At 45.8% G+C, this 21,544-nt stretch carries 26 protein-coding genes; all 26 read left to right on the top strand.

The window, feature by feature from the left end:
• Window positions 1-6: 6 nt before the first annotated feature.
• The 26 genes from NSQ50_RS20650 to trpA all read left to right on the top strand — a co-directional run bounded on the left by NSQ50_RS20650 (window position 7) and on the right by trpA (window position 21,505).
• On the top strand, window positions 7-282 hold the full coding sequence (locus NSQ50_RS20650) for a stage VI sporulation protein F (RefSeq protein WP_036676216.1): 276 nt from the start codon (window positions 7-9) through the stop codon (window positions 280-282).
• Between the two features lie 197 nt (window positions 283-479).
• Window positions 480-659, top strand: coding sequence for a DUF2768 family protein (locus NSQ50_RS20645; protein ID WP_036676218.1), 180 nt, complete (start codon window positions 480-482; stop codon window positions 657-659).
• A gap of 34 nt (window positions 660-693) precedes the next feature.
• On the top strand, window positions 694-1,062 hold the full coding sequence (locus NSQ50_RS20640) for a 2Fe-2S iron-sulfur cluster-binding protein (RefSeq protein WP_036676220.1): 369 nt from the start codon (window positions 694-696) through the stop codon (window positions 1,060-1,062).
• Between the two features lie 30 nt (window positions 1,063-1,092).
• Window positions 1,093-1,839: a DUF3939 domain-containing protein gene (locus NSQ50_RS20635; protein WP_256715457.1), complete on the top strand. Its 747-nt coding sequence runs from the start codon at window positions 1,093-1,095 to the stop codon at window positions 1,837-1,839.
• A gap of 436 nt (window positions 1,840-2,275) precedes the next feature.
• Window positions 2,276-3,754: a stage IV sporulation protein A gene (spoIVA, locus tag NSQ50_RS20630; protein WP_036676222.1), complete on the top strand. Its 1,479-nt coding sequence runs from the start codon at window positions 2,276-2,278 to the stop codon at window positions 3,752-3,754.
• A 377-nt stretch (window positions 3,755-4,131) separates the two neighbouring features.
• Window positions 4,132-4,404 carry an HU family DNA-binding protein gene (locus NSQ50_RS20625; RefSeq protein WP_036676223.1) on the top strand — a complete coding sequence of 91 codons (273 nt, stop codon included), beginning with the start codon at window positions 4,132-4,134 and terminating at the stop codon, window positions 4,402-4,404.
• Between the two features lie 115 nt (window positions 4,405-4,519).
• Entirely contained in the window at window positions 4,520-4,768 is a 249-nt protein-coding gene (gene mtrB / locus NSQ50_RS20620; RefSeq protein ID WP_051490908.1) for a trp RNA-binding attenuation protein MtrB, read from the top strand.
• A 92-nt stretch (window positions 4,769-4,860) separates the two neighbouring features.
• Complete coding sequence (locus NSQ50_RS20615) at window positions 4,861-5,403, top strand: hypothetical protein (protein ID WP_038572433.1); 543 nt, start codon at window positions 4,861-4,863, stop codon at window positions 5,401-5,403.
• A gap of 91 nt (window positions 5,404-5,494) precedes the next feature.
• Window positions 5,495-6,388 (top strand): heptaprenyl diphosphate synthase component 1, encoded by an 894-nt coding sequence (locus tag NSQ50_RS20610; RefSeq protein ID WP_235219377.1) that lies wholly within the window; start codon window positions 5,495-5,497, stop codon window positions 6,386-6,388.
• A gap of 9 nt (window positions 6,389-6,397) precedes the next feature.
• On the top strand, window positions 6,398-7,144 hold the full coding sequence (locus tag NSQ50_RS20605) for a demethylmenaquinone methyltransferase (RefSeq protein WP_036676394.1): 747 nt from the start codon (window positions 6,398-6,400) through the stop codon (window positions 7,142-7,144).
• On the top strand, window positions 7,137-8,009 hold the full coding sequence (locus NSQ50_RS20600; RefSeq protein WP_036676227.1) for a UbiA-like polyprenyltransferase: 873 nt from the start codon (window positions 7,137-7,139) through the stop codon (window positions 8,007-8,009). The genes NSQ50_RS20605 and NSQ50_RS20600 overlap by 8 nt, the downstream gene beginning before the upstream one ends.
• Window positions 8,009-8,611: a UbiX family flavin prenyltransferase gene (locus NSQ50_RS20595; RefSeq protein ID WP_076223050.1), complete on the top strand. Its 603-nt coding sequence runs from the start codon at window positions 8,009-8,011 to the stop codon at window positions 8,609-8,611. The genes NSQ50_RS20600 and NSQ50_RS20595 overlap by 1 nt, the downstream gene beginning before the upstream one ends.
• 4 nt (window positions 8,612-8,615) lie before the next feature.
• Window positions 8,616-9,476 carry a menaquinone biosynthetic enzyme MqnA/MqnD family protein gene (locus NSQ50_RS20590; RefSeq protein WP_076101474.1) on the top strand — a complete coding sequence of 287 codons (861 nt, stop codon included), beginning with the start codon at window positions 8,616-8,618 and terminating at the stop codon, window positions 9,474-9,476.
• Window positions 9,473-10,441 (top strand): polyprenyl synthetase family protein, encoded by a 969-nt coding sequence (locus NSQ50_RS20585; protein ID WP_036676233.1) that lies wholly within the window; start codon window positions 9,473-9,475, stop codon window positions 10,439-10,441. Before NSQ50_RS20590 ends, NSQ50_RS20585 begins: the two co-directional genes overlap by 4 nt.
• A gap of 99 nt (window positions 10,442-10,540) precedes the next feature.
• Window positions 10,541-10,984 carry a nucleoside-diphosphate kinase gene (ndk, locus tag NSQ50_RS20580; protein WP_036676234.1) on the top strand — a complete coding sequence of 148 codons (444 nt, stop codon included), beginning with the start codon at window positions 10,541-10,543 and terminating at the stop codon, window positions 10,982-10,984.
• A gap of 27 nt (window positions 10,985-11,011) precedes the next feature.
• Window positions 11,012-11,815, top strand: a complete 804-nt coding sequence (locus tag NSQ50_RS20575; RefSeq protein ID WP_036676236.1) for a CheR family methyltransferase — start codon at window positions 11,012-11,014, stop codon at window positions 11,813-11,815.
• Window positions 11,816-11,869: 54 nt separating this feature from the next.
• Window positions 11,870-12,082 (top strand): hypothetical protein, encoded by a 213-nt coding sequence (locus NSQ50_RS20570; RefSeq protein ID WP_143760465.1) that lies wholly within the window; start codon window positions 11,870-11,872, stop codon window positions 12,080-12,082.
• 192 nt (window positions 12,083-12,274) lie between these two features.
• The gene (aroC, locus tag NSQ50_RS20565; RefSeq protein WP_036676238.1) at window positions 12,275-13,444 is read left to right on the top strand and encodes a chorismate synthase; all 1,170 of its coding nucleotides are present in this window, start codon (window positions 12,275-12,277) and stop codon (window positions 13,442-13,444) included.
• Window positions 13,445-13,446: 2 nt separating this feature from the next.
• Window positions 13,447-14,550, top strand: coding sequence for a 3-dehydroquinate synthase (gene aroB, locus NSQ50_RS20560; protein ID WP_036676240.1), 1,104 nt, complete (start codon window positions 13,447-13,449; stop codon window positions 14,548-14,550).
• Window positions 14,544-14,918, top strand: coding sequence for a chorismate mutase (gene aroH, locus NSQ50_RS20555; protein ID WP_036676241.1), 375 nt, complete (start codon window positions 14,544-14,546; stop codon window positions 14,916-14,918). Before aroB ends, aroH begins: the two co-directional genes overlap by 7 nt.
• Window positions 14,919-15,350: 432 nt before the next feature.
• Window positions 15,351-16,916 (top strand): anthranilate synthase component I, encoded by a 1,566-nt coding sequence (gene trpE / locus NSQ50_RS20550; protein WP_036676243.1) that lies wholly within the window; start codon window positions 15,351-15,353, stop codon window positions 16,914-16,916.
• 41 nt (window positions 16,917-16,957) lie between these two features.
• Window positions 16,958-17,998, top strand: coding sequence for an anthranilate phosphoribosyltransferase (gene trpD / locus NSQ50_RS20545; protein WP_179087735.1), 1,041 nt, complete (start codon window positions 16,958-16,960; stop codon window positions 17,996-17,998).
• Window positions 17,988-18,818 (top strand): indole-3-glycerol phosphate synthase TrpC, encoded by an 831-nt coding sequence (trpC, locus tag NSQ50_RS20540; RefSeq protein WP_036676246.1) that lies wholly within the window; start codon window positions 17,988-17,990, stop codon window positions 18,816-18,818. Before trpD ends, trpC begins: the two co-directional genes overlap by 11 nt.
• The gene (locus NSQ50_RS20535) at window positions 18,811-19,488 is read left to right on the top strand and encodes a phosphoribosylanthranilate isomerase (protein ID WP_036676248.1); all 678 of its coding nucleotides are present in this window, start codon (window positions 18,811-18,813) and stop codon (window positions 19,486-19,488) included. Before trpC ends, NSQ50_RS20535 begins: the two co-directional genes overlap by 8 nt.
• The gene (gene trpB / locus NSQ50_RS20530) at window positions 19,485-20,684 is read left to right on the top strand and encodes a tryptophan synthase subunit beta (protein ID WP_036676250.1); all 1,200 of its coding nucleotides are present in this window, start codon (window positions 19,485-19,487) and stop codon (window positions 20,682-20,684) included. Before NSQ50_RS20535 ends, trpB begins: the two co-directional genes overlap by 4 nt.
• Window positions 20,681-21,505, top strand: coding sequence for a tryptophan synthase subunit alpha (gene trpA / locus NSQ50_RS20525; RefSeq protein WP_076101465.1), 825 nt, complete (start codon window positions 20,681-20,683; stop codon window positions 21,503-21,505). Before trpB ends, trpA begins: the two co-directional genes overlap by 4 nt.
• Window positions 21,506-21,544: the final 39 nt, after the last annotated feature.

The following is a 21,544-nucleotide window of genomic DNA, read 5'->3' as shown; positions in this document are numbered from 1 at the left end:
TGAAAAGTGAGCAGAGATTTTTCCAAGGATGCATTGAACGCCATTAACAGAAAGGCGGGCAAGAACATTACGGAAAGTGCCGTCAAAAAGCTAGCCAGTACGGTAAAGCCAGGAACTACGCAGAATGAAGCCCAGCTCCGCCAGTTAATTAAGCAGGTGTCATCAATGGCGAAAGTGCCGGTCAGTGAAGCTACTGTGCAGGAGATTATCAATGCCGTTAAAAAAGGCGGCGCAGGTTCCAGCACAATGGAGTCTTTAATGAAAATGATGCTTAAAAAATAGCTTTATGTTGGGTGAGCAAAAGAAAACGGATCAATGAATGATTCCGTCGTCTTTTGCTTTTTTTTATATTCCTGATAATTTTCACGAAGCGTAGTTTATTTAAAATAATACATAAAAAATGATGTTTTTTTACAGAAAAGGATAAGGTCATGATATAATAGTCCCTAATAAATTACAGGCGAATGGGGGCTTTGACCATGGATCCGATGACAAAAATGTGGTTATCCCTGATTGCGATGCTGATTATGGGATTATCAGTATTTCTTATAACTTTTGCTCGGAGCAAAACCAAGGGCTTGCTTAAGGCTGTACTGTCTATACTTGCTTTTGTCATCATGTTAGTGGGCCTATTGGGCGGAGTTGTTTCAATTATGTAAGCAATTACATAGTGTTGAGGAAGGAAGTAACATCATGAAATCTCAAAAAGGAGTTACCGTTGTATTTCAACCAGAAGGCCGTAAAGCTGTTGTGAACCGTGGCATTTCGTTATTAGAGGCTGCTCGTAAAGCAGGAGTGCCAATAACAACTAGATGCGGAGGCAAAGCAGGCTGTCTGATGTGCAAGGTTACAGTCGCGAAGGAAGAGGCTGCTGCAGTAAGGCCTCCCGGTGATATTGAGCGGCGTAAGCTTGGATCGGCCTTAGAAGAAGGAACGCGTCTGGCCTGTCAGGCTGCCGTATGGAGCGACGTAACCGTTCAGGTGCCGGAAGATCCACTGAAGGCTGCGGTGCGCCGTAAGCTTGAAGCAGCGCGGCGTGGGGAAGAAGATGAGCTGTGGTAGCGTAAGAATGTCACCGTGGGAGGGACTCGGTTGGAGTTTATAGGATATAAAATGAAACTGAAGGCAGGGGCCAAGATTTTGCTAGGGATGGTATCGCTCGCGCTTACGCTTTCGGGCTGTCTATACCCAGGTGAAGAGAAGCGGGCTAGTGTTAATTATCGGGAAAGTGTTAAACGGATACAAGCAGCCGTTGATGATTATCAACAGGAGGAAGGGGTACTGCCCATTCTTAATGCGGATGAAACTACTCCAAGGTATGAGAAGTTTCGTATCGACTTGGGGAAGCTGAATAATAAGGGATATTTGGATGATATACCGGCTACCGCTTTTGAGCAGGGTGGAAGTGCTTATTTTCTTATTTTGAATGAGGAAATTGATCCTGTGGTGAAGGTGATGGACCTTGTTACGGTTCAAAAGGTGAATGACGTGCAACGACAGGTTAACCGCTATAAATCAGCTCATGGCGGCAACCTGCCTGTGCTTGATGAGCTATACCCCGGATTGTATACTATTGATCATAAGCAGGCGGGTACAAGCTCTATAACGTTAACTAGTGTCTATTCCGGTCAAGTTCTTGACTTTATCATGGATAAGGATGGAACTGTCTACGTAGATTATGTTTTTGATATCATGGCTGCCGTCGATAAGAAGGGTGGAGAGCGCGACAAGAATCAGGACTTGCGACTGGATCTGGAGGAAGCTTCATATTACGTTCCCGTAAAGTCTTTGCCGTATCTATGGATTAATAATCAGCCGATCCCACAGCCTCCAAGTTAGAGTTATAGTTTAAAAGCGTCTAAGCTTCGGTTTTATCCGGGGCATTAGGCGTTTTTTGTTTATAACCTTTTAATCTCAGCATCCACTAAAAATAGTTCTATCAAAGAATCCTAGCTCATAAGATGGATGAGTAAGCTTCCGGGCGTCAGACGCCTTGCGGCGCGCAGACTTAACTTTTTTGAAATTACATTGGGAAATGCGCGAATACGGGTCATAAATTCGTTCCGGATACATATGATGATACTAGTCCAAATGCATGTCCGAGCATTCGGAGTTTAGCGCGGGGCAAGTACGTCCCGGTCGAAAGCAGCTAGGCTTCGGGCGGGCATACGATAAGTCCGGTTGATGTCCTGCAAGGGTCAGATTACCGGCGGAACGCGAAGTCGATGCTCTTCAGGCATTTTTTCTTCGGAGTAATATGAGGAGGGGATCTCTTTTGGAAAAAGTGGATATTTTCAAGGACATTGCCGAGCGTACCGGCGGAGACATTTATCTTGGCGTCGTCGGCGCGGTTCGCACGGGGAAATCGACATTTATCAAGCGCTTCATGGAAACAATTGTCCTGCCAAACATCACGAATGAGGCTGATCGAGTAAGAGCTGTGGATGAGCTTCCGCAAAGCGCAGCAGGCAAAACGATTATGACGACAGAACCGAAGTTTGTGCCTAACAACGCAGTCCAAATCAAGGTTGCGGAAGGGCTTGAGGTTAATGTTCGTCTGGTAGACTGTGTGGGTTACGCTGTAGAAGGTGCAAAAGGCTACGAGGATGAAAATGGACCACGAATGATCTCTACACCTTGGTTTGAAGAGCCTATTCCTTTTCAGGAAGCGGCAGAAATCGGGACACGTAAGGTTATTCAGGAGCATTCAACGCTAGGTGTAGTGGTAACAACAGATGGTACGATTGCAGAAATTCCGCGGAACTCGTACGTGGACTCTGAAGAGCGCGTCATTGCAGAGCTGAAGGAAGTGGGTAAGCCATTTGTGCTTGTCATTAACTCCACCCGGCCACGCAGTGAGGAAGCGCAGCAGCTCCGTAACGAGCTAGCCATCAAATACGATATCCCAGTTATGACGCTAAGCGCCGCAAACATGAGCGAAGATGACGTAACTGGTGTGCTGCGGGAAGTGCTTTATGAATTCCCAGTGCATGAAGTAAATGTAAACCTGCCAAGCTGGGTTATGGTGCTTGGAGAAAACCACTGGCTGCGTAGTAGTTATGAGAACTCCGTTCGCGATACGGTAAAAGACATTCGCCGCTTGCGGGATGTTGACCGCCTCGTATCTCAGTTCACCGAATATGACTTTATTGATAAAGCTGGCCTAAGTGGTATGAACATGGGTCAGGGCGTAGCAGAGATCGACCTGTATGCTCCAGAAGAGCTGTACGATCAAGTTCTGATGGAAGTGGTCGGGGTTGAGATCCGCGGTAAAGATCATTTGCTCCAGCTTATGCAGGAGTTCTCGCATGCGAAACGAGAATACGACCGATTCTCAGAAGCATTGGAAATGGTCAAGACTACAGGTTATGGTATCGCGGCTCCATCCTTAGCCGAAATGGCGCTCGACGAGCCAGAACTGATACGTCAGGGCTCTCGCTTCGGGGTTCGCTTAAAGGCTACTGCACCGTCCATTCATATGATTCGGGTGGATGTGGAGTCTGAATTCTCGCCAATCATCGGAACGGAAAAGCAAAGCGAAGAGCTGGTTCGTTATCTGATGCAGGACTTTGAGAATGATCCTATTAAGATTTGGGAATCCGATATTTTTGGCCGCTCCCTGCACTCCATTGTTAGAGAAGGCATTCAAGGCAAGATAGCTATGATGCCGGATAATGCACGCTACAAGCTGCAAGAAACGCTTGGCCGCATTATTAACGAGGGTTCCGGCGGACTTATTGCAATTATTCTCTAAGCTGAATATAAATAAATTCAAAGAGTGGGAGAAATCCTGCTCTTTTTATTTGTATATATCCTAAAACTTGATTCCTAGTTCCTATAATAACGGTGAATCTGACTCAATTATTCTGATGAAATAAAGACCTAAACTGCTCCTATAGGTCTAACAAATTAGATCGAATTTAGATAAATATGCACGGATAGATGATAATTTCTGCTCCTTTTTTGAGTAACAGCTTGAATTTATGGATGGGCTGTATTACTATAAGTTTGTTGCGCTTCAAGGTCTAAGGGCGCCAAAGTTAAGTTTTAAACGGGATTATCACGTATATTTTACGTTGAAACGGAAACAGTGTATGATACCGGAGAATTTACTCAGGGAGGTGAGAAAACATGAATAAATCAGATTTGATCAATGTAGTTACAGAAGCAACTGAACTTCCCAAGAAGGATGCTACTAAAGCTGTAGATGCGGTTTTCGAAGCAATTACAGAAGCACTGCAAAGCGGTGATAAAGTACAACTGGTTGGATTCGGAAACTTTGAAGTGCGTGAGCGTTCTGCACGTAAAGGCCGTAACCCGCAAACTGGTGAAGAAATCGAAATTCCTGCAAGCAAGGTACCGGCATTCAAACCCGGTAAGGCGCTGAAAGACGGAATCAAATAAAGATTTCTACATACCTATCCCATAGTCTTTTAAGAACAACTATGCCGCCCTCCAAGGCGGCATTTGTTTTTTGAAATACTATGAACTGTATAATAGGTTTAGAGGAGGATGAGTGATGATGGATAAAAATACGGGTACTACTCCGCTTCCAACGGGCAGCGACTATATTGTGGTTAAAGCTAAAGATAATGGCGTTCAGGTCATTGGGCTAACCAGAGGTACAGATACACGTTTTCATCATACAGAGAAGCTGGATAAGGGCGAGGTATTGATTGCCCAGTTTACTGATCATACCTCAGCGATGAAGATTCGCGGTAAGGCTGAAATATGGACAAAGCACGGACAATTGGAAAGTGAAAGCTGAAAAGCAGGCATAGCCTGCTTTTTTTCAAAATATAGTAAAGATAAATGATCGTATTAGCTAAGAGTGGGAATTATGGATAAGGAGGCGTGTTCATGAACAAGGCCTGGTGGGTCGGAGCCGTATTACTCTTGACTGCAACCTCTGCTGTAATATTGCCCAAAGTGGCAGATATGGATTCTACCTTACAGCAACGCAATGGTGCAGTAGAGACTTTTACTGGCGGCCATAACACAGTGCTAGACAACGATAATCTTGTTGATGTTCTTGGCGCACTTCCATTGACCTTATCCATTGATAGCGTAGGCTGGGAGGATCACGTTCTGTCACTGGATTTAAAAGTGAGCGGAAATGATCATGAACCCCAGGAGCTTTATCGAAATATGGCGCAGGCTATTTCTTTTGCTTTTCAAGAAACCTCGAATGTGGATCAGCTTTTGCTGCGCATCGTGGTCATGGATAAATGGCTGGATAGCCGCCGGCTGCTGCTAGCAGGGGATATCAGACGCACGGAGTGGTCGGCTGAACTCCAGAATGAACTTCAGTCTGCGGGTAATCTCCCCATATCCGAGCGACTCAAGACGGGCTTCCGTATTAGTGAGACTGAGCTCTGGAAGAAGCAGTTCATTTATCCTTGAGAAGAATAAAAGAAACTCAGTCGTACCACAGTGCGTGACAAAAAAACATGTGATATAATAGACAAGATTGTGAACAAAGGAATTATTATTAATGTCAATGGCTTCGGAGGCTGAAATGAAACCGTACTGCATACCGCAACTGGCAAAACCCTACACCGACTACGACATGATTCAGAAGCATACGGATTTGCCGCCGTTTTCTGATGGCCGGGGTCATTTGTTATATATTTTTCTAAACCATGGATCTTCTGTTAAAGGAAATGCTGGTGAGTTGTATACGCTCGTAACAGCACTTATTCAACTTGGACTAGATACACATGAGGTAATTGACCGCTCGAATGATAGACGCGGTGGAGATCCTATGCGTTCCCGTCAATTAAAGGTATTGGCTGGCGATTATTTCAGTAGCTGGTTTTACCATCTGCTTGCAAAGAGTGATCAAATTGAGATGGTTGGAATCTTGAGTAAGGCGATTGCTGATTTTAATGTCTTGAAAGCGAACCTCTATGTGAAGATGAGAGGAATCCGTCTTTCGGCTGAACAATACTTGCGGCACATGGTACAGCTCAATATGCGGCTGTTCCTTTCTTTTACGCCCATGATCGAGAATTCCTTAGTGGAGTTGTGGGAGAAGTTATTGACAGAATTCAGTCAGTGCGAAACTGTTGCCATAGAGCTTCAGCGTTGTGATAACCTTGAGAATGCTAGCAATGGTTATTGCTACTGGAAGATGCTGGAGTCAGCGACAGAGGAAGAACGCAAACAGCTTCAAGACCAGAACCTTGATCAGAAGGACTGGAAGATGCTGAAGATGAAATATAAATGTGATTCTCTGCTGACGGACAAGCTTCATCAGTCGATTCAGTCGATTCAGGGACTATTACAAAGCGTTAAAGACGAAAGCCTGCTTAGAGAGCTTGAGATAGCGCTGGATCGTATTCTCCTGCAGATGAAAGTCTCAGGACAAGCAGCCGTGGAGGGTTAGTGGATGACTATGGACAAAACTACAACTGCTGTGGGTGATAACAGCAAGCCGAAGGAACAGTTTGTGCACTCGGTGTTTGAGAGTATTGCAGGTAAATATGATTTGATGAATGATATCTTAAGCTTTCGCCGCCATAAGGCTTGGCGCAAGTTCACGATGAAGAAGATGGGCATGAAGCGCGGGGATTCAGCTGTAGACTTATGCTGCGGCACTTGCGATTGGAGCATTGCCTTGGCAGAAGCCACACAGACAGGGAATGTGATAGGACTTGACTTTAGTGCTGGCATGCTTGAAGTGGGGCGCCGTAAGGTGGAGGAGCGCAAGCTTCAGGACCGGATCTCTCTCGTACAGGGCAATGCTATGGAGTTGCCTTTTGAAGACAACGCATTCGATTATGCAACGATTGGTTTTGGACTCCGCAACGTACCGGATCTTGTTCAAGTGCTGAACGAGATGAAACGCGTGGTAAAACCCGGAGGAATGGTGGTCTGCCTGGAGCTTTCCAAGCCGATGAAACAACCGTTTAAAGGTATCTATTTCTTTTATTTTCAGCGTGTACTTCCATTGCTGGGCAAGTTATTCGCTAAAAGGTATGAGCAATACAAATGGCTGCCAGAATCGCTGGCGCTGTTCCCTGACCGGGAGCAATTAGCTGCTATTTTCCGTGAAACCGGACTGCAAAAAGTGGAATCCTTCCCCTTGACCGGAGGCATCGCGGCATTACATATTGGGCTCAAGGAGAACGGGAATGTTTAAGAAAATCGGTATCTTTTTACAAATGATCAAGTTTGAACATACGGTATTTGCTTTACCTTTTGCTTTTATGGGCGCTTTACTTGGTTCCGTTGTCATGTCTGGCACGCTACCTTCCTGGAGCCAGATTGGTTGGATCGTAGTGGCTATGTTTGGGGCACGGAGCGCTGCTATGGGGCTGAATCGACTGATTGACCGGATAAGTGATGCTAAGAATCCTCGCACAGCGGGAAGGGCTATTCCTGCAGGATTATTGAAGATCGGTGAAGTCGTCATTTTTATTGGCATTTCGTTTTTCTTACTCTTTTGGGCAGCCTTTAAGCTGAATCCTTTGTCGGCCAAGCTCTTGCCAATCGCAGTTTTCCTTCTTGTTATTTATTCATTTACGAAGCGCTTTACATGGGCTTGCCATCTTATCCTCGGTCTGACCATTGCGCTTGCACCTTTAGGCGGTTGGGTAGCTGTGACCGGTAGCGTGAATTGGACTTCAATGGTATTTTACTTCACTATTGTGTTTTGGACTGCAGGTTTTGATGTAATTTATTCTTGTCAGGATGTTGAGTTTGATCTAAAAGAGGGCTTGAAGTCCATTCCGGTTCGGTTCGGGGTTCAAGGTGCACTCATTATTGCCCGCGTATTTCACATTCTCACGGCGATTGGATTCGTATCGTTGCTGTTTATGACGGATTTAAGCTGGTGGTATGTAGCAGGCATGATCATCGCATATATTATTCTCTTTTATGAGCATTACATTGTATCTCCGAGTGACCTGAGCCGTCTGCAGACTGCTTTTTTCACTATGAACGGCGTATTGAGCATCGTAGTGTTCTCTTTCACTTTGATTGACTTGGTGGTGCAGTTCTACTAATGACGCTTACTAAACCGAAAAACATCGTGGTTGGAATTACAGGAGCAAGCGGTGCGATATATGGTGTTCGTCTAACTGAAACCTTGCTGTCACTAGGCTACTCCGTGCATTTGGTGGTTAGCAATGCGGGCTGGCGCGTATTTAAAGAAGAACTTGGCTATATCGCATCAGACCGGGAGGGCTTTTTGAACGAAAGGTTCAAAGGCTATCCCGGTTCTCTGCTTTATCATCCAGTTGCGGATATCGGCGCATCCATTGCAAGTGGTTCGTTTCGTGTGGAAGGGATGATTATTATGCCTTGCTCTATGGGAACATTGTCCGCGGTAGCGAATGGGACCTCTGATAATCTGATGACACGTGCTGCTGACGTTATGCTCAAGGAAGGACGCCCACTGGTGCTTGTTCCTCGTGAGACTCCACTGCATGCCATTCATCTAGAGAATATGTTGAAGCTGTCCCGTCTGGGAGTTCGGATGATTCCCGCAATGCCGGCTTTTTATTTCGGGCCGCAAAGTATGGATGATCTGATTGATTTCATGGTGGGCAAAGTGCTTGACAGCTTTAATATTGAACACAATTTATTTCGAAGATGGGGGGATTGAAAGGATGGACAATAACAGCCACACCATCATCGGCAAAATCAGCTATACCAACTCATGGCCGGTATTTCACAATTTTCATCCCTCTGCATTAAAATATCCTGCAGAGATGGTGAGTGAGGTACCTGCCATTCTTAATCAGGGGATGAGCCGTGGAACTATTCATGTAGGTGCTTTATCCTCTTTTGCTTATGCTGAGGCCAGTGACAAATTATTACTACTACCTGATTTATCGGTTAGCGCGGACGGTCCTGTGAGATCAATATTCCTTTTTTCCAGGGTGCCATTTGCTCAGATTGGTAGCGGTAAGATTGCTGTTACGAATACTTCTGCAACCTCGGTAAATTTGCTGAAAATTTTAATGGAAAAAGCTTTTGGCAATAAACCGGAATATATTAGCGCTAATCCTGATTTGGATGCCATGATGCATGAAGCGGATGCCTGCTTATTAATTGGTGATAATGCTATTAAAGCCTCATGGCAGGATCAAGGTTATATCGTTACTGATCTAGCTGAGGTTTGGAAGGAATGGACGGGCTTAGGGATGACCTTTGCGGTCTGGGCAGTGAACCGAAAGGCTGCTGAGGACAAACCGGAGGCTATTTCTGAGATTGCAGAGGCTTTTGCCGAGAGTAAAATGCGGGGATTGAGAGATTTAGATCCTATTGTACAAGCAGCTTGTTCTAACATTGGAGGAACAAAGTCTTATTGGGAAGGGTACTTCCGCAATTTATGTTATGATTTTGGAGAAAGGCAGCAGCAAGGTTTGAACCTCTATTTCCGCTATGCCTATGAGATGGGCCTGCTGCCGCAGGAAGTGAAGATGGAGATTTGGAGCCATAAACTGTTGACACGGGTGAAAGAATGAAACGACTGCAAATATTCGGATTACTGAACAGAGATATGGATCAGATTGAAAAAGAGCTGTACCGTAGTGTACAGGGGGATGACGATCTGCTTACAGAAACCTCCCTGCATTTATTAAAGGCAGGCGGCAAAAGATTACGTCCCGTATTTGTCCTGATGGGCGGGAAATTCGGTAAGTATGATCTGGAAAAGCTGAAACGGGTGGCGATACCGTTAGAGTTGATCCATAGCGCTTCACTGGTCCATGATGATGTGATCGACGATGCAGAATTGCGCCGTGGTGAACTCACCGTAAAAGCAAAATGGGGCGATAAAATTGCCATGTACACTGGTGACTACATATATGCAAAAGCGCTGGTAATGACTACGGAGCTGAAGAATCCACGAATTCATCAAATTCTGTCTAAGGCGATGATCGAAATGTCGATCGGAGAGATGGAGCAGATTCGTGACTTTTTCAACAGTGAGCAAAGTGTACGTCATTATCTACGGCGTATCCGCCGCAAAACAGCCCTGCTGATTGCAGTTAGCTGCCAACTCGGCGCACTTGCTGCTGAGGCAGATCCAGAAGTAGCTCGCCTGCTTTATAATTATGGATATAACGTGGGTATGGCGTTCCAGATTCGTGATGATTTACTGGATCTCTCAGGCACAGAGAAACAGATCGGTAAACCTCCGGGTAGTGATATGCGTCAAGGAAACATTACACTTCCAGTGATTTATAGTCTTGAGGATGAGCGGCTGCGCGAGTCATTGCTTGAGGAACTGAAGTCTATACGTGAGGGCCATAGCACGGTAGGACGTGCGATTGATCTTATACTTTCCGGAGACGGAATCGCCCGCTCTGAGGAGCTCGCTTCACGTTATATTGACAAGGCGCTGGCGGCGCTGGAACAATTGCCTAATAATAAGACTAAGCGCAATCTGCGTGATATTGCTTATTTTATAACAGGAAGAAGTTATTGATCTTCTGGTGAGATTGAAATTAAACGTTTCCAGAAAGCAATGTTTCTGTTAAGATAGCGTCAAAACAACCCTTCAAATGGGAAAATGGAGAGTGCTTCTATGGAAAAGACGTATCTGATGGTCAAGCCTGATGGAGTTCAACGTGGATTAATAGGGCGTATTGTTACCCGCTTTGAGGATAAGGGGTTTAAATTGGTCGCTGCTAAGCTGATTACAGTTAGTGAGGATCAAGCGAAAAGACATTATGCTGAGCATGCAGGCAAAGACTTTTTTTCGGAGCTGGTCTCTTTCATCACTTCAGGTCCAGTGTTTGCAATGGTATGGGAAGGCGATGATGTTGTTACGTTATCCCGGACACTCATAGGCAAGACAAAAGTTGGAGAAGCTCTGCCAGGCACGATTCGTGGCGACTTTGCCAGCCATACACCACTTAATCTAATTCATGGATCAGACTCGCCTGAAAGTGCAGAACGGGAAATTGCTAATTTCTTTGCTCCAGATGAACTGAATCAGTATAACAAAGACATCGCAGTCTGGATGTAAGGTCCAGGTGGGAGGCAGGGGATTAACATGTCTGATCGTAATGTTGCAGCATTAACAACAGATCCGGATTATAGCGGATTTATTCACAACGTTAAACAAAGCACCGGAATTGATCTGGCTCAATATAAAGAAGCGCAGATGAAGCGGCGTTTGACGACTCTTCGGATGAAGAATGGGTATCATACCTTCAGTGATTTTTTTGCAGCGATGATGAAAAATAAGGACTTATTTTATGAATTTTTAGATCGAATGACGATCAATGTCTCTGAGTTCTGGCGGAATCCGAATCGCTGGGAAGTTTTGCGGGATATTATCCTTCCTGACCTCCAGCAGTCAGGCCGCAAATTAAAGCTGTGGAGCGCGGCGTGTTCCACTGGCGAAGAGCCTTACACGCTGGCTATGATTTTGTCGGACAAGAATATATTGGCGCAGACAGGCATTCTTGCCACTGACATTGATGATGGCGCTTTATCCAAAGCAAAGCAAGGTCTTTATTTGGAACGTTCTTTAAAGGATGTGCCGAAAGACGTGGCAGCACGTTACTTTACACCGGAAGGCCCTGTTTTCAAGGTCAGCGATTCACTTAAGAAAAACATAGATTTCCGCAAACAGAATCTGCTCTTGGACAAGTTCGACGAAGGTTTTGATCTTATTATTTGTCGCAATGTAATGATCTATTTTACTGAAGAGGCGAAGAACAAGCTCTATCATAAGTTTTCGGCTAGCTTACGTCCGGGTGGTTATTTGTTTGTGGGCAGCACAGAGCAAATCTTTACACCGGCTCAATACGGTTTTGAATCGACGGAAACTTTTTTCTATCGTAAAAAATAAATATTTTTTGCTCCTTCGCCATTAACTTCAAAGGTATACTTTCGCAAAAGTTCAGTGATACTGGATAGTAGAATCTGTACGCTAAGTGAAAGGAAAGTTAAACCGATGGACAAAAGCAAGGTCATTGCCGCGTACAAACGAGGCTTTATCACCGTTCGTGAGTGCGGGCAAATTCTCGGTGTGGAAGAAATGCAATTGGAGCGCCTTCTGCAGCTGGAAGAGCGTAAGTCTACATTCCCTCCACCAAGTCAGCGGCTCGGCAGCTAACAAGCTGAGGACCCAGCCGAGGAGCGCCATTCATACTCTTAAGGGTATGGATGGCGCTTTTTATTTCGATATACATAGAGTGTTTCTAGGGAGAGCCCTTTCTTGTCAAAGCGGATTCCCTATACTATAATGAGCAAAGATCATAGGATTTTAGCGGTTTACAGTTTAAAAGTATAAAAGGGGGAAGACATCATGAGTTTACGCTATTTAACAGCGGGGGAAACGCACGGCCCCCAGCTAACGGCTATTATTGAGGGATTGCCAAGTAATTTAACTTTGGATTTTGAAGAGCTTAACTTTCAATTGCATCGTCGACAAAAGGGATACGGACGTGGACGCCGCATGCAGATTGAGAAAGATACGGCACAAATAGTCGGTGGAGTACGTCACGGCTATACTACAGGTGCTCCGGTAGCCTTGGTAGTAGAGAACAAGGATTGGACTCACTGGAAGAACATAATGAATATTGAACCTATTCCAGGCAGTGATGAAGAAAAACGCCGGGTAAATCGGCCGCGTCCTGGACATGCAGATTTGAATGGTGGATTGAAGTACAATCATACGGATCTTCGCAATGTTCTGGAGCGCTCCAGTGCCCGCGAAACAGCAGCCAGAGTTGCATGTGGCGCTGTAGCCAGACAGCTGCTGGCAGCTTTTGGTGTGAAAGTAGCAGGTCAAGTCATTCGTATTGGTGAAATTGAGGCACCTGCTAATGATCTGCCTATCGATGAGCTGATTGAACGCACAGAACAGTCCTCTGTCAGAGTTGTCGACAAAGAAACGGAACAGAAAATGGAGGCTTACATAGATCAAATCAAGGAAGAGGGCGACTCCATCGGTGGAATCGTTGAATGTATCGTCGAAGGACTGCCCATCGGACTTGGCAGCTATGTACAGTCAGACCGGAAGCTGGACGGGGCGATCGCTGGGGCAGTGATGTCGATTAATGCCTTCAAAGGCGTTGAAATCGGCATTGGGTTTGAAGCAGGTAAATTGCGTGGATCGCAAGTCCATGATGAAATTATGTATGAAGCTTCTAAAGGATACTATCGCGCAAGCAATCGTTTAGGCGGTTTTGAAGGCGGGATGACGAATGGTATGCCGATAGTGGTTCGTGGTGTTATGAAGCCTATTCCTACCTTGTATAAGCCACTTCAAAGTGTAGATATCGATACGAAAGAACCTTTTACAGCTCAAGTAGAACGTTCGGATGCATGTGCAGTTCCAGCGGCATGTGTGGTTCTGGAAAGCGTAGTGGCATGGGAAGTTGCCAAAGCTTTTCTTGATAAATTCGGCGGGGATTCTCTCGAAGAAATTAAAGCGAACTATGAAAACTATCTTGCACAATTGGAGAGTTATTAATCATGCGTACGATCAATGTAGATTTAGGAGATCGTTCTTATCCAATTCACATCGGTAGTGGTCTGCTGCAGAACATTGGCCAGTACTGTGCTGAGGCTGGACTGTCCACTCGCAGCCCAATACTGGTTGTGAGTGATAGTGAAGTAGCTCCACTGTATTTACCGTCGCTTGAAGAAGCTCTACGTCAGCAAGGCTATACCGTAGTCAGCCACATTATGCCGGCAGGGGAAGCATCCAAATCATTAACCGTGTATGAAGAGGTTATGACGACCGCGATTCAAGCGGGACTGGATCGCAACTCAGCGGTGTTGGCTTTAGGTGGCGGGGTTGTTGGTGATTTAGCTGGTTTTGTAGCAGCTACCTACATGCGCGGAATAGGATTTCTACAAATTCCAACGACGATTCTAGCCCATGACAGCAGCGTAGGCGGCAAAGTGGCTGTCAATCATCCACTAGCCAAAAATATGGTTGGTGCGTTCTATCAACCTTCGCTGGTGCTTTACGATTTGGATACCCTTCGCACGCTTCCGCCACGCCAAGTCTCTTCTGGCCTGGCTGAAGTAGTGAAGCATGGTCTGATTATGGACAAAGAATTCGCATATTGGTGCCGTGAACATGCTGATGAGCTGCTTGCTCTGAATGCTGAAGCACTCGGCTATGCCCTTGAGCGCGGTTGTGCAATCAAGGCTCATGTCGTAGCGAACGATGAACGTGAGCATGGACTTCGGGCGATTCTGAATTTAGGACATACGATCGGACATGCTATTGAAGCGGTTGGCGGATATGGCGTATTTTTGCACGGTGAAGCGATTGCGATTGGTATGGCGGGTTCGGCGCTGCTGGCTGTAAAGCTTGGACATGATCGATCCATTTATGAGGATACAGTATCTATGTTATCTGCACTTTCATTGCCTATACAGCTTCCTTCTGAATATGATGAAGAGGAGCTAATGGAAGCAATGATGCATGATAAGAAATTCAAAGAAGGCAGAATGACTTTTATTGTGCCTGATGCCATAGGAGCCGTAAGCATTGTAAACGATGTACAGGAATCGCTTGTGCGAGAGGTTCTCGCAGAGCTTAAAAAGGAGGGGAAACCGTGGTAAATCGAGGGATTCGCGGAGCAACTACCGTGATTAATAACGAAGAAACAGAGATTTTGCGTGAAACCGTTGTGCTGCTGCGGGAGATCGTAGAACGTAATGATGTTATAGCTGAGGATATTAGCAATGTATGGATTACGATGACCAATGATCTGGATGCTACTTTTCCGGCAAGAGCCATTCGTGAGATTGAGGGCTGGGAAATGGTGCCACTTATGTGTTCAACGGAGATCCCTGTTAAAGGCAGTCTGCCGATGTGTATCCGGTTAATGGTGCAGTTTAATACGGATAAATCACAGCGTGAGATCCGCCATGTATATCTGAATGAAGCTCAGAAGCTTCGTCCGGATTTGTCGCAGAGTAAGTCTTAAATTTGAGTTGTGGGTTGTCAATGACCCTTGTCATCATGTATAGTGTAATTAGCCGAGTATAGAAGAGTTTAGTTGAGTTGAGATGAGTATAGTTGAGCAGAGTGCAAGAAATTTTTGCGAATATAAGAAAGTATAAGCTTTGTTCTATACATTCTTATATTTCACGCATATACGCTTACCGTCCTTATAAGGACGCTGAAGACGTTTATGCCTGATTAGCAGTTTTTGTGTACGCAGAGTCTTTATTTTGATATGTACTGGAGTGTTATTTCACATCCGTGATGTATCTTATTTAGAGATAAGTCTGTAGGCACAACATAACGATGCTGATCATTGCTCAAAAACATATACTTACTTACACAAACCCTCTACTTTGGTAGAGGGTTTTTCTGTTTTTCGGAAAGATTTATATAACTAAGGGGGCATCTAAAAATGACGAATCCGAGTGTTCAAGAGGTGGTAAAGCTGTCGCAGGATTATAATCTGATTCCTGTTGTGAAGCGGCTGCTGGCTGATATGGAAACACCTATCCGGTTATTCCAACGTTTTGCTGAACGTGACCGCGCGTTCTTACTAGAAAGTGTAGAGGGCGGCAAACAATGGGCCCGGTACTCGTTCATCGGCAGCGATCCCTTTTTAATGATATCGGGAAAAAAGGGTGCAATTAACGTAGAGATCGACGGTAAGAAAAAACAGCTGCATGGAAAGCCGATTGAGGAGCTTAAAGCACTGCTTCGTTCATACCGTAGCCCTAAGCTGGATGAGATGCCGCCATTTACTGGAGGAGCTATCGGATTTTTTGGATATGATCTGCTGCAATATTATGAGAAGCTGCCTGAGCATCCAGTAGATGATCTCCAAATGGATGATATCCGGTTTATGTTCTGTGATCGCATCATTGTTTTTGATCATGTGAAACAACAAATTCTCCTAGTTGGCAACCTGCATGTTAAAGACGGTGATACGGACTCAGATATCAAATCCAATTACGAAAGCTTAAGTCGTAAGCTTGAGGATATGGCCGAAGAGCTGCAAAAGGAAGGGCCAAAGGAAAATGTGAACCGCCGCAGCATTCCGCAGGATATTGAGCTGGGTGAGATTCATTCCAACCTGACTAAAGAACAATATATCAACAACGTAGAACAAGCGAAGGAATACATTCGGGCTGGCGATATTTTTCAAGTGGTGTTGTCGCAGCGCCTGCATATTGAAACGGAGGTTTCTCCACTGCATGTATACCGGATGCTCAGGACGCTTAACCCATCTCCATATATGTATTATTTGAAAATGGATGAAGAGATTATTGTTGGAACCTCACCGGAAGCGCTCGTAAAGGTAGATGGAAACCGTGTGGAGACACGGCCGATTGCCGGAACAAGACCAAGAGGTGAAAGTGAAGCTTCGGATCGTGCTTACGCCGCGGAGCTGCTGGAGGATGAAAAAGAACGTGCAGAGCATTTGATGCTAGTTGATCTAGGTCGTAATGATCTAGGAAGAGTGTCCAAATTCGGTTCTGTAAAATGCGATTCCTTTATGGAAATTGAAAGATACTCTCATGTCATGCATATGGTATCGAATGTGTCAGGCACGCTTAGCGAGGATAAAGATTTCTTTGATGCCTTTCTCTCCTGTCTGCCAGCCGGTACTGTCTCAGGAGCACCTAAGCTACGGGCAATGGAGATTATTGCTGAATTGGAGCGAGAAGCCCGTGGTGCTTATGCGGGGGCGATTGGATATTTGGGATTCTCGGGAAATATGGATTCTTGTATCACCATCCGTACAATTATCTTCCGTAAGGGCAGAGCATATGTGCAGGCTGGGGCGGGTATCGTTTGGGACTCGGTTCCGGAGAAAGAGTATGAAGAGACGGTGAATAAAGCGAAGGGCATGCTAAAAGCTATTCGTATGGCAGAGGCTATGTTCCCACCCGAGATAAAAGAGAAACAAGTCATCAATCAAGATTACATGTACACATATACCCCTGAACAGGTGGTTTGATTAATATAAAAGATTACATTAAGGCTGGGAGGATGAACATTATGGATGCAACAAAATTGATACAATCAGGAATCGCTGGACTAATCGAAGGCAAAAGTCTGACACGTGGAGAAGCACGGGATATAATGGGTGCAATCATGCTGGGAGAGGCTTCTCAGGCGCAAATCGGATCACTGCTGACCGCTTTACGGATTAAGGGAGAGACCGTGGAGGAAATTACGGGGTTTGCGGAAGCCATGAGAGGTTTCGGCACACCTGTCCTTACTGAAAAAGCGCGTCTGCTAGATACATGTGGTACGGGCGGTTCCGGCATCCATAAGTTTAATATTTCTACCGCCTCAGCGATTATTTCATCAGCGGCTTCTGTACGAGTTGCCAAACATGGCAACCGCTCAGCTTCCGGTAGAGCAGGAAGTGCAGATGTACTTGAAGCTTTGGGCGTCAACATTCATCTGAATGCGGATCAGGCTCGGGAATGCTTGGATCGAATCGGCATTTGTTTTTTATTCGCGCAAATCTATCATCCTTCGATGCGGCATGCGGCGGCACCGCGTAAAGAGCTTGGAGTGCGGACGATTTTTAATATGCTTGGTCCGCTTACGAATCCCGCGGGTGCTGACCGTCAGCTGCTGGGGATTTATGATCGGAATAAGACAGAGACGGTGGCTAATGTACTGAAGGAGCTGGGGTCCAAGCGTGCGATGGTTGTCAGCAGCTTGGATGGTCTGGATGAAATCAGCATCTCGGCCCCTACATTAGTGTCTGAGCTAAAAGAGGGCACCGTAACCACGTATGAGGTAACGCCAGAGGCATTAGGTCTTAACAGACATCCACTGGAAGCTGTGCTGGGTGGAGATGCAGCTGAAAATGCAGCGATTATTACCTCGGTCCTTCAAGGGCAGATTAATCCTTATCGCGATATCGTTCTTGCTAACGCCGGAGCCTGTATATATGTTGCTGGTCTGGCAGATACCATGGCCGGAGGCGTAGAGAGAGCAAAAGATGTAGTGGATTCAGGCAAGGCATTATCCAAGCTTAATCAGCTTGTAGCTATGACGGAGGAACTTAATTATGTATCTTGATAAAATTGTCGCGACTAAGATTAAAGAGGTTGAATTGCTCAGTAAAAACTTTTCGTTGGCACAAGCAGAGCGTGATATTGCGCTTCTTCCGGCAACAAGAGGCTTTCGTAAGGCTCTGACCCAAGGGAAGAACAGAGATATGGGCTTGATCGCTGAGGTGAAGAAGGCTTCTCCTTCCAAAGGGTTGATCCGTGAAGATTTTGATCCTGTTTCCATTGCAAAAGGATATGAAGCTGGAGGCGCTGATTGTTTATCTGTTCTGACGGACACAGAATATTTCCAGGGCAGCGCAGCTTATCTGCAGCAAGTGAAGGAAGCTGTAAATCTGCCGCTGCTTCGCAAAGATTTTATTATCGATGAGAAGCAAATCTACGAAGCACGTCTTCTCGGAGCGGATGCCGTGTTGTTGATCGTCGCTATTTTGACACCGGCACAACTGTCTCATTTTATAGATATAGCTTCAGGGCTTGGATTGGATATCTTGATTGAGGTGCATGACCGAAATGAACTGGCGGTTGTACTGAGCACAGAAAAGATAACCCAACCTAACGTCCTGCTAGGAATTAATAACCGTAATCTACGTACCTTCGAGACCTCTTTGGAGACAACAGCCGAGCTGGCAGCTCTTGTGCCGCAAGGTGTTCCAGTGATCAGCGAAAGTGGAATTTCCGGGTCAAAAGACATCGGCTACCTAAGAACTACTGGTGCTCACGGAGTGCTCGTTGGGGAGTATCTAATGCGTCAAGCTAACGTAGAGGATGCGGTTAACGGTTTGCTCGGTGAGCTTCCTAACGGAAAGGACCGTGTCCGGCATGGCTGAGACATTAGTAAAAATCTGTGGACTTCAGGACGTTGAAGTGCTAAAATCTATGTTACACTTACCACTAGATTATATCGGATTTGTTTTTGCACCTAGCCGCCGGAAGGTATCCATAGAGCGTGCTGCCGAACTGATTGCAGAACTTCCAAATTGGAAGACTGGTGAAATTCCTAAGGCTGCAGGAGTTTTTGTTAATCCGGAGCTGGATGAGTTGAACGAATTGTTGTCTGTGGTGCATTTAGATGTAATTCAGCTCCATGGACAGGAGAGCCCGGCTTTTTGCCAGCAGGTTCGCCAAGCTTATCCACAGGTTCAGGTATGGAAGGCACTGTCCGTTGCTGATCAAGAGCGGGATAAAGCTGAAAATGAATATACCTTGGAAGATTACGCAGCTGCAGTAGATGCGGTTTTATTAGATACTTATGATCCATTGCAGAGCGGCGGCTCTGGCCGAACCTTCGCATGGAACAAATTACCTGAGTACCAAGAAATTGCAGTACGACATGGCTTGCCCTTGTTTGTGGCTGGAGGGCTTCATTCAGATAATGTTGGTGAATTGCTTGATACCTATGTCCCGTATGGGGTAGACGTATCGAGTGGAGTAGAGACTGACGGCATTAAGGATATTCAAAAAATGACAGCTTTTGTGGAAAGGGTGAAGCAATCATGATACAAGTACCGGACCAGCATGGACGTTTCGGTTCATTCGGAGGCCGCTTCGTGCCCGAGACTTTGATGAATGCATTGATTGAGTTGGAGGAGGCCTACCGTAAGTTTTCGGCAGATCCAGCTTTTCAGGAAGAAATAGATTATCTATTAAAGCAGTATTCCGGACGGGAGACCCCGCTGTATTATGCGGAACGTCTGAGCAAACATCTGGGAGAAGCTAAAATATATTTGAAGCGTGAAGATTTGAATCATACAGGTGCCCATAAGATTAACAACGCGATTGGTCAAGGGATTTTGGCCAAAATGATGGGAAAAACGAAGGTAATCGCTGAGACTGGCGCGGGTCAACATGGTGTAGCCACAGCTACAGTTGCAGCTCTGCTAGGTATGGAATGTAAGGTGTTTATGGGGGAAGAGGATACGCGCCGCCAGGCCCTTAATGTATTCCGGATGAAGCTGCTTGGTGCAGAAGTGATTCCCGTTACTTCCGGATCGCGCACTTTAAAAGATGCCGGCAACGAAGCGCTTCGCTACTGGGTTAGCAATGTAGACGATACCTTCTATATATTGGGTTCAGCTGTAGGACCGCATCCTTATCCGATGATGGTCCGTAACTTTCAGCGGGTTATTGGGGATGAAACACGGCGCCAGATTCTGGAGGCTGAAGGAAGGCTGCCGGATCTGCTCGTAGCTGCTGTAGGCGGTGGCAGTAATGCCATCGGTATGTTCTATCCATTCGTTGAGGATGAAAGTGTCGGTATGATTGGTGTAGAGGCGGCTGGTAAAGGCATTGATACCCCTTTTCATGCGGCAACAATGAGTAAAGGAACTCATGGCGTATTCCAGGGTTCGATGAGTTATCTCCTGCAGGATGAGCATGGACAAGTAACAGAAGCACATTCCATCTCCGCAGGCCTGGATTATCCTGGTGTGGGTCCTGAACACTCCTATCTAAAAGATATCGAACGCGCAAAATATGTACCGATTACAGATGCAGAGGCGCTAGATGCATTGAAGCTGCTATGCGTAACGGAAGGCATTATTCCAGCGTTAGAATCGGCGCATGCGATAGCACATGTTGTAAAAATGGGTCCAACCCTTACTAAGGATGATATTGTTGTCATCTGCCTGTCAGGCCGGGGAGACAAAGATGTAGAATCCATTATGGCGTATACAGAAGGGAAGGGAACTGAATGACAACCCAAACTACAAACCGGATGGATTTGGTATTCCGGAAGCTTAAAGCTGAGAACCGGACCGCATTGATTCCTTTTCTGACTGTTGGAGATCCAGATTTGGAGACTACTCTTGCCATCATTACTGAACTGGAGACAGCAGGTGCAGATATTCTGGAGCTGGGAGTACCTTACTCTGATCCGCTTGCAGACGGCCCTGTAATTCAGCGAGCATCTGCCCGGGCACTGCGGGGTGAAGTTCACCTGCGCACTTGCATGGAGACCGCGTTAAAGGCTCGTGAAGCCGGCAGCAGTTTGCCATTTATCTTGTTTTCTTATTACAATCCTATCCTGCAAATGGGTCTTGATACGTTTTTTGCTGATCTGAACAAGCATGAAATTAGTGGACTTATTATCCCGGATCTTCCCGTTGAGGAATCAGCGGAGATGCGGCGCCGTAGTGATGAAGTTGGAGTCAACCTCATTCCTTTAGTTGCACCAACCTCAAGCGAACGTATTGCAAAGATTGTATCCGGTGCGAGCGGGTTTATCTATTGTGTATCTTCATTAGGGGTGACTGGAGAAAGATCCTCTTTCCATGCGGATGTAGAAGCCTTTATTGCTTCCGTTCGTCAAGCTACGGATCTGCCAGTGGCTGTAGGATTTGGGATCTCTACTGGCGAACAGGTTGCCCGTTTTGCTCAGATTTGCGATGGTGTTGTAGTAGGGAGTGCCATTGTCCGCAAAATAGAAGAAGTAATTCCGCTGCTCGATCATCCTGCTACGCGGAATGAGGGGCTGTTGCAAATTCGAGAATTTGTGGCACAATTAAAAAGACCATAACAGTGTCATTCTGACCTGTGTATAGTGGAGTAATCAACT

This window comes from Paenibacillus sp. FSL R10-2788, from assembly GCF_038003885.1.
GTDB lineage: Bacteria > Bacillota > Bacilli > Paenibacillales > Paenibacillaceae > Paenibacillus_AQ > Paenibacillus_AQ odorifer.
Note: the sequence above shows the minus strand (reverse complement) of the source record. Positions and strands in the feature narration are given on the sequence as shown.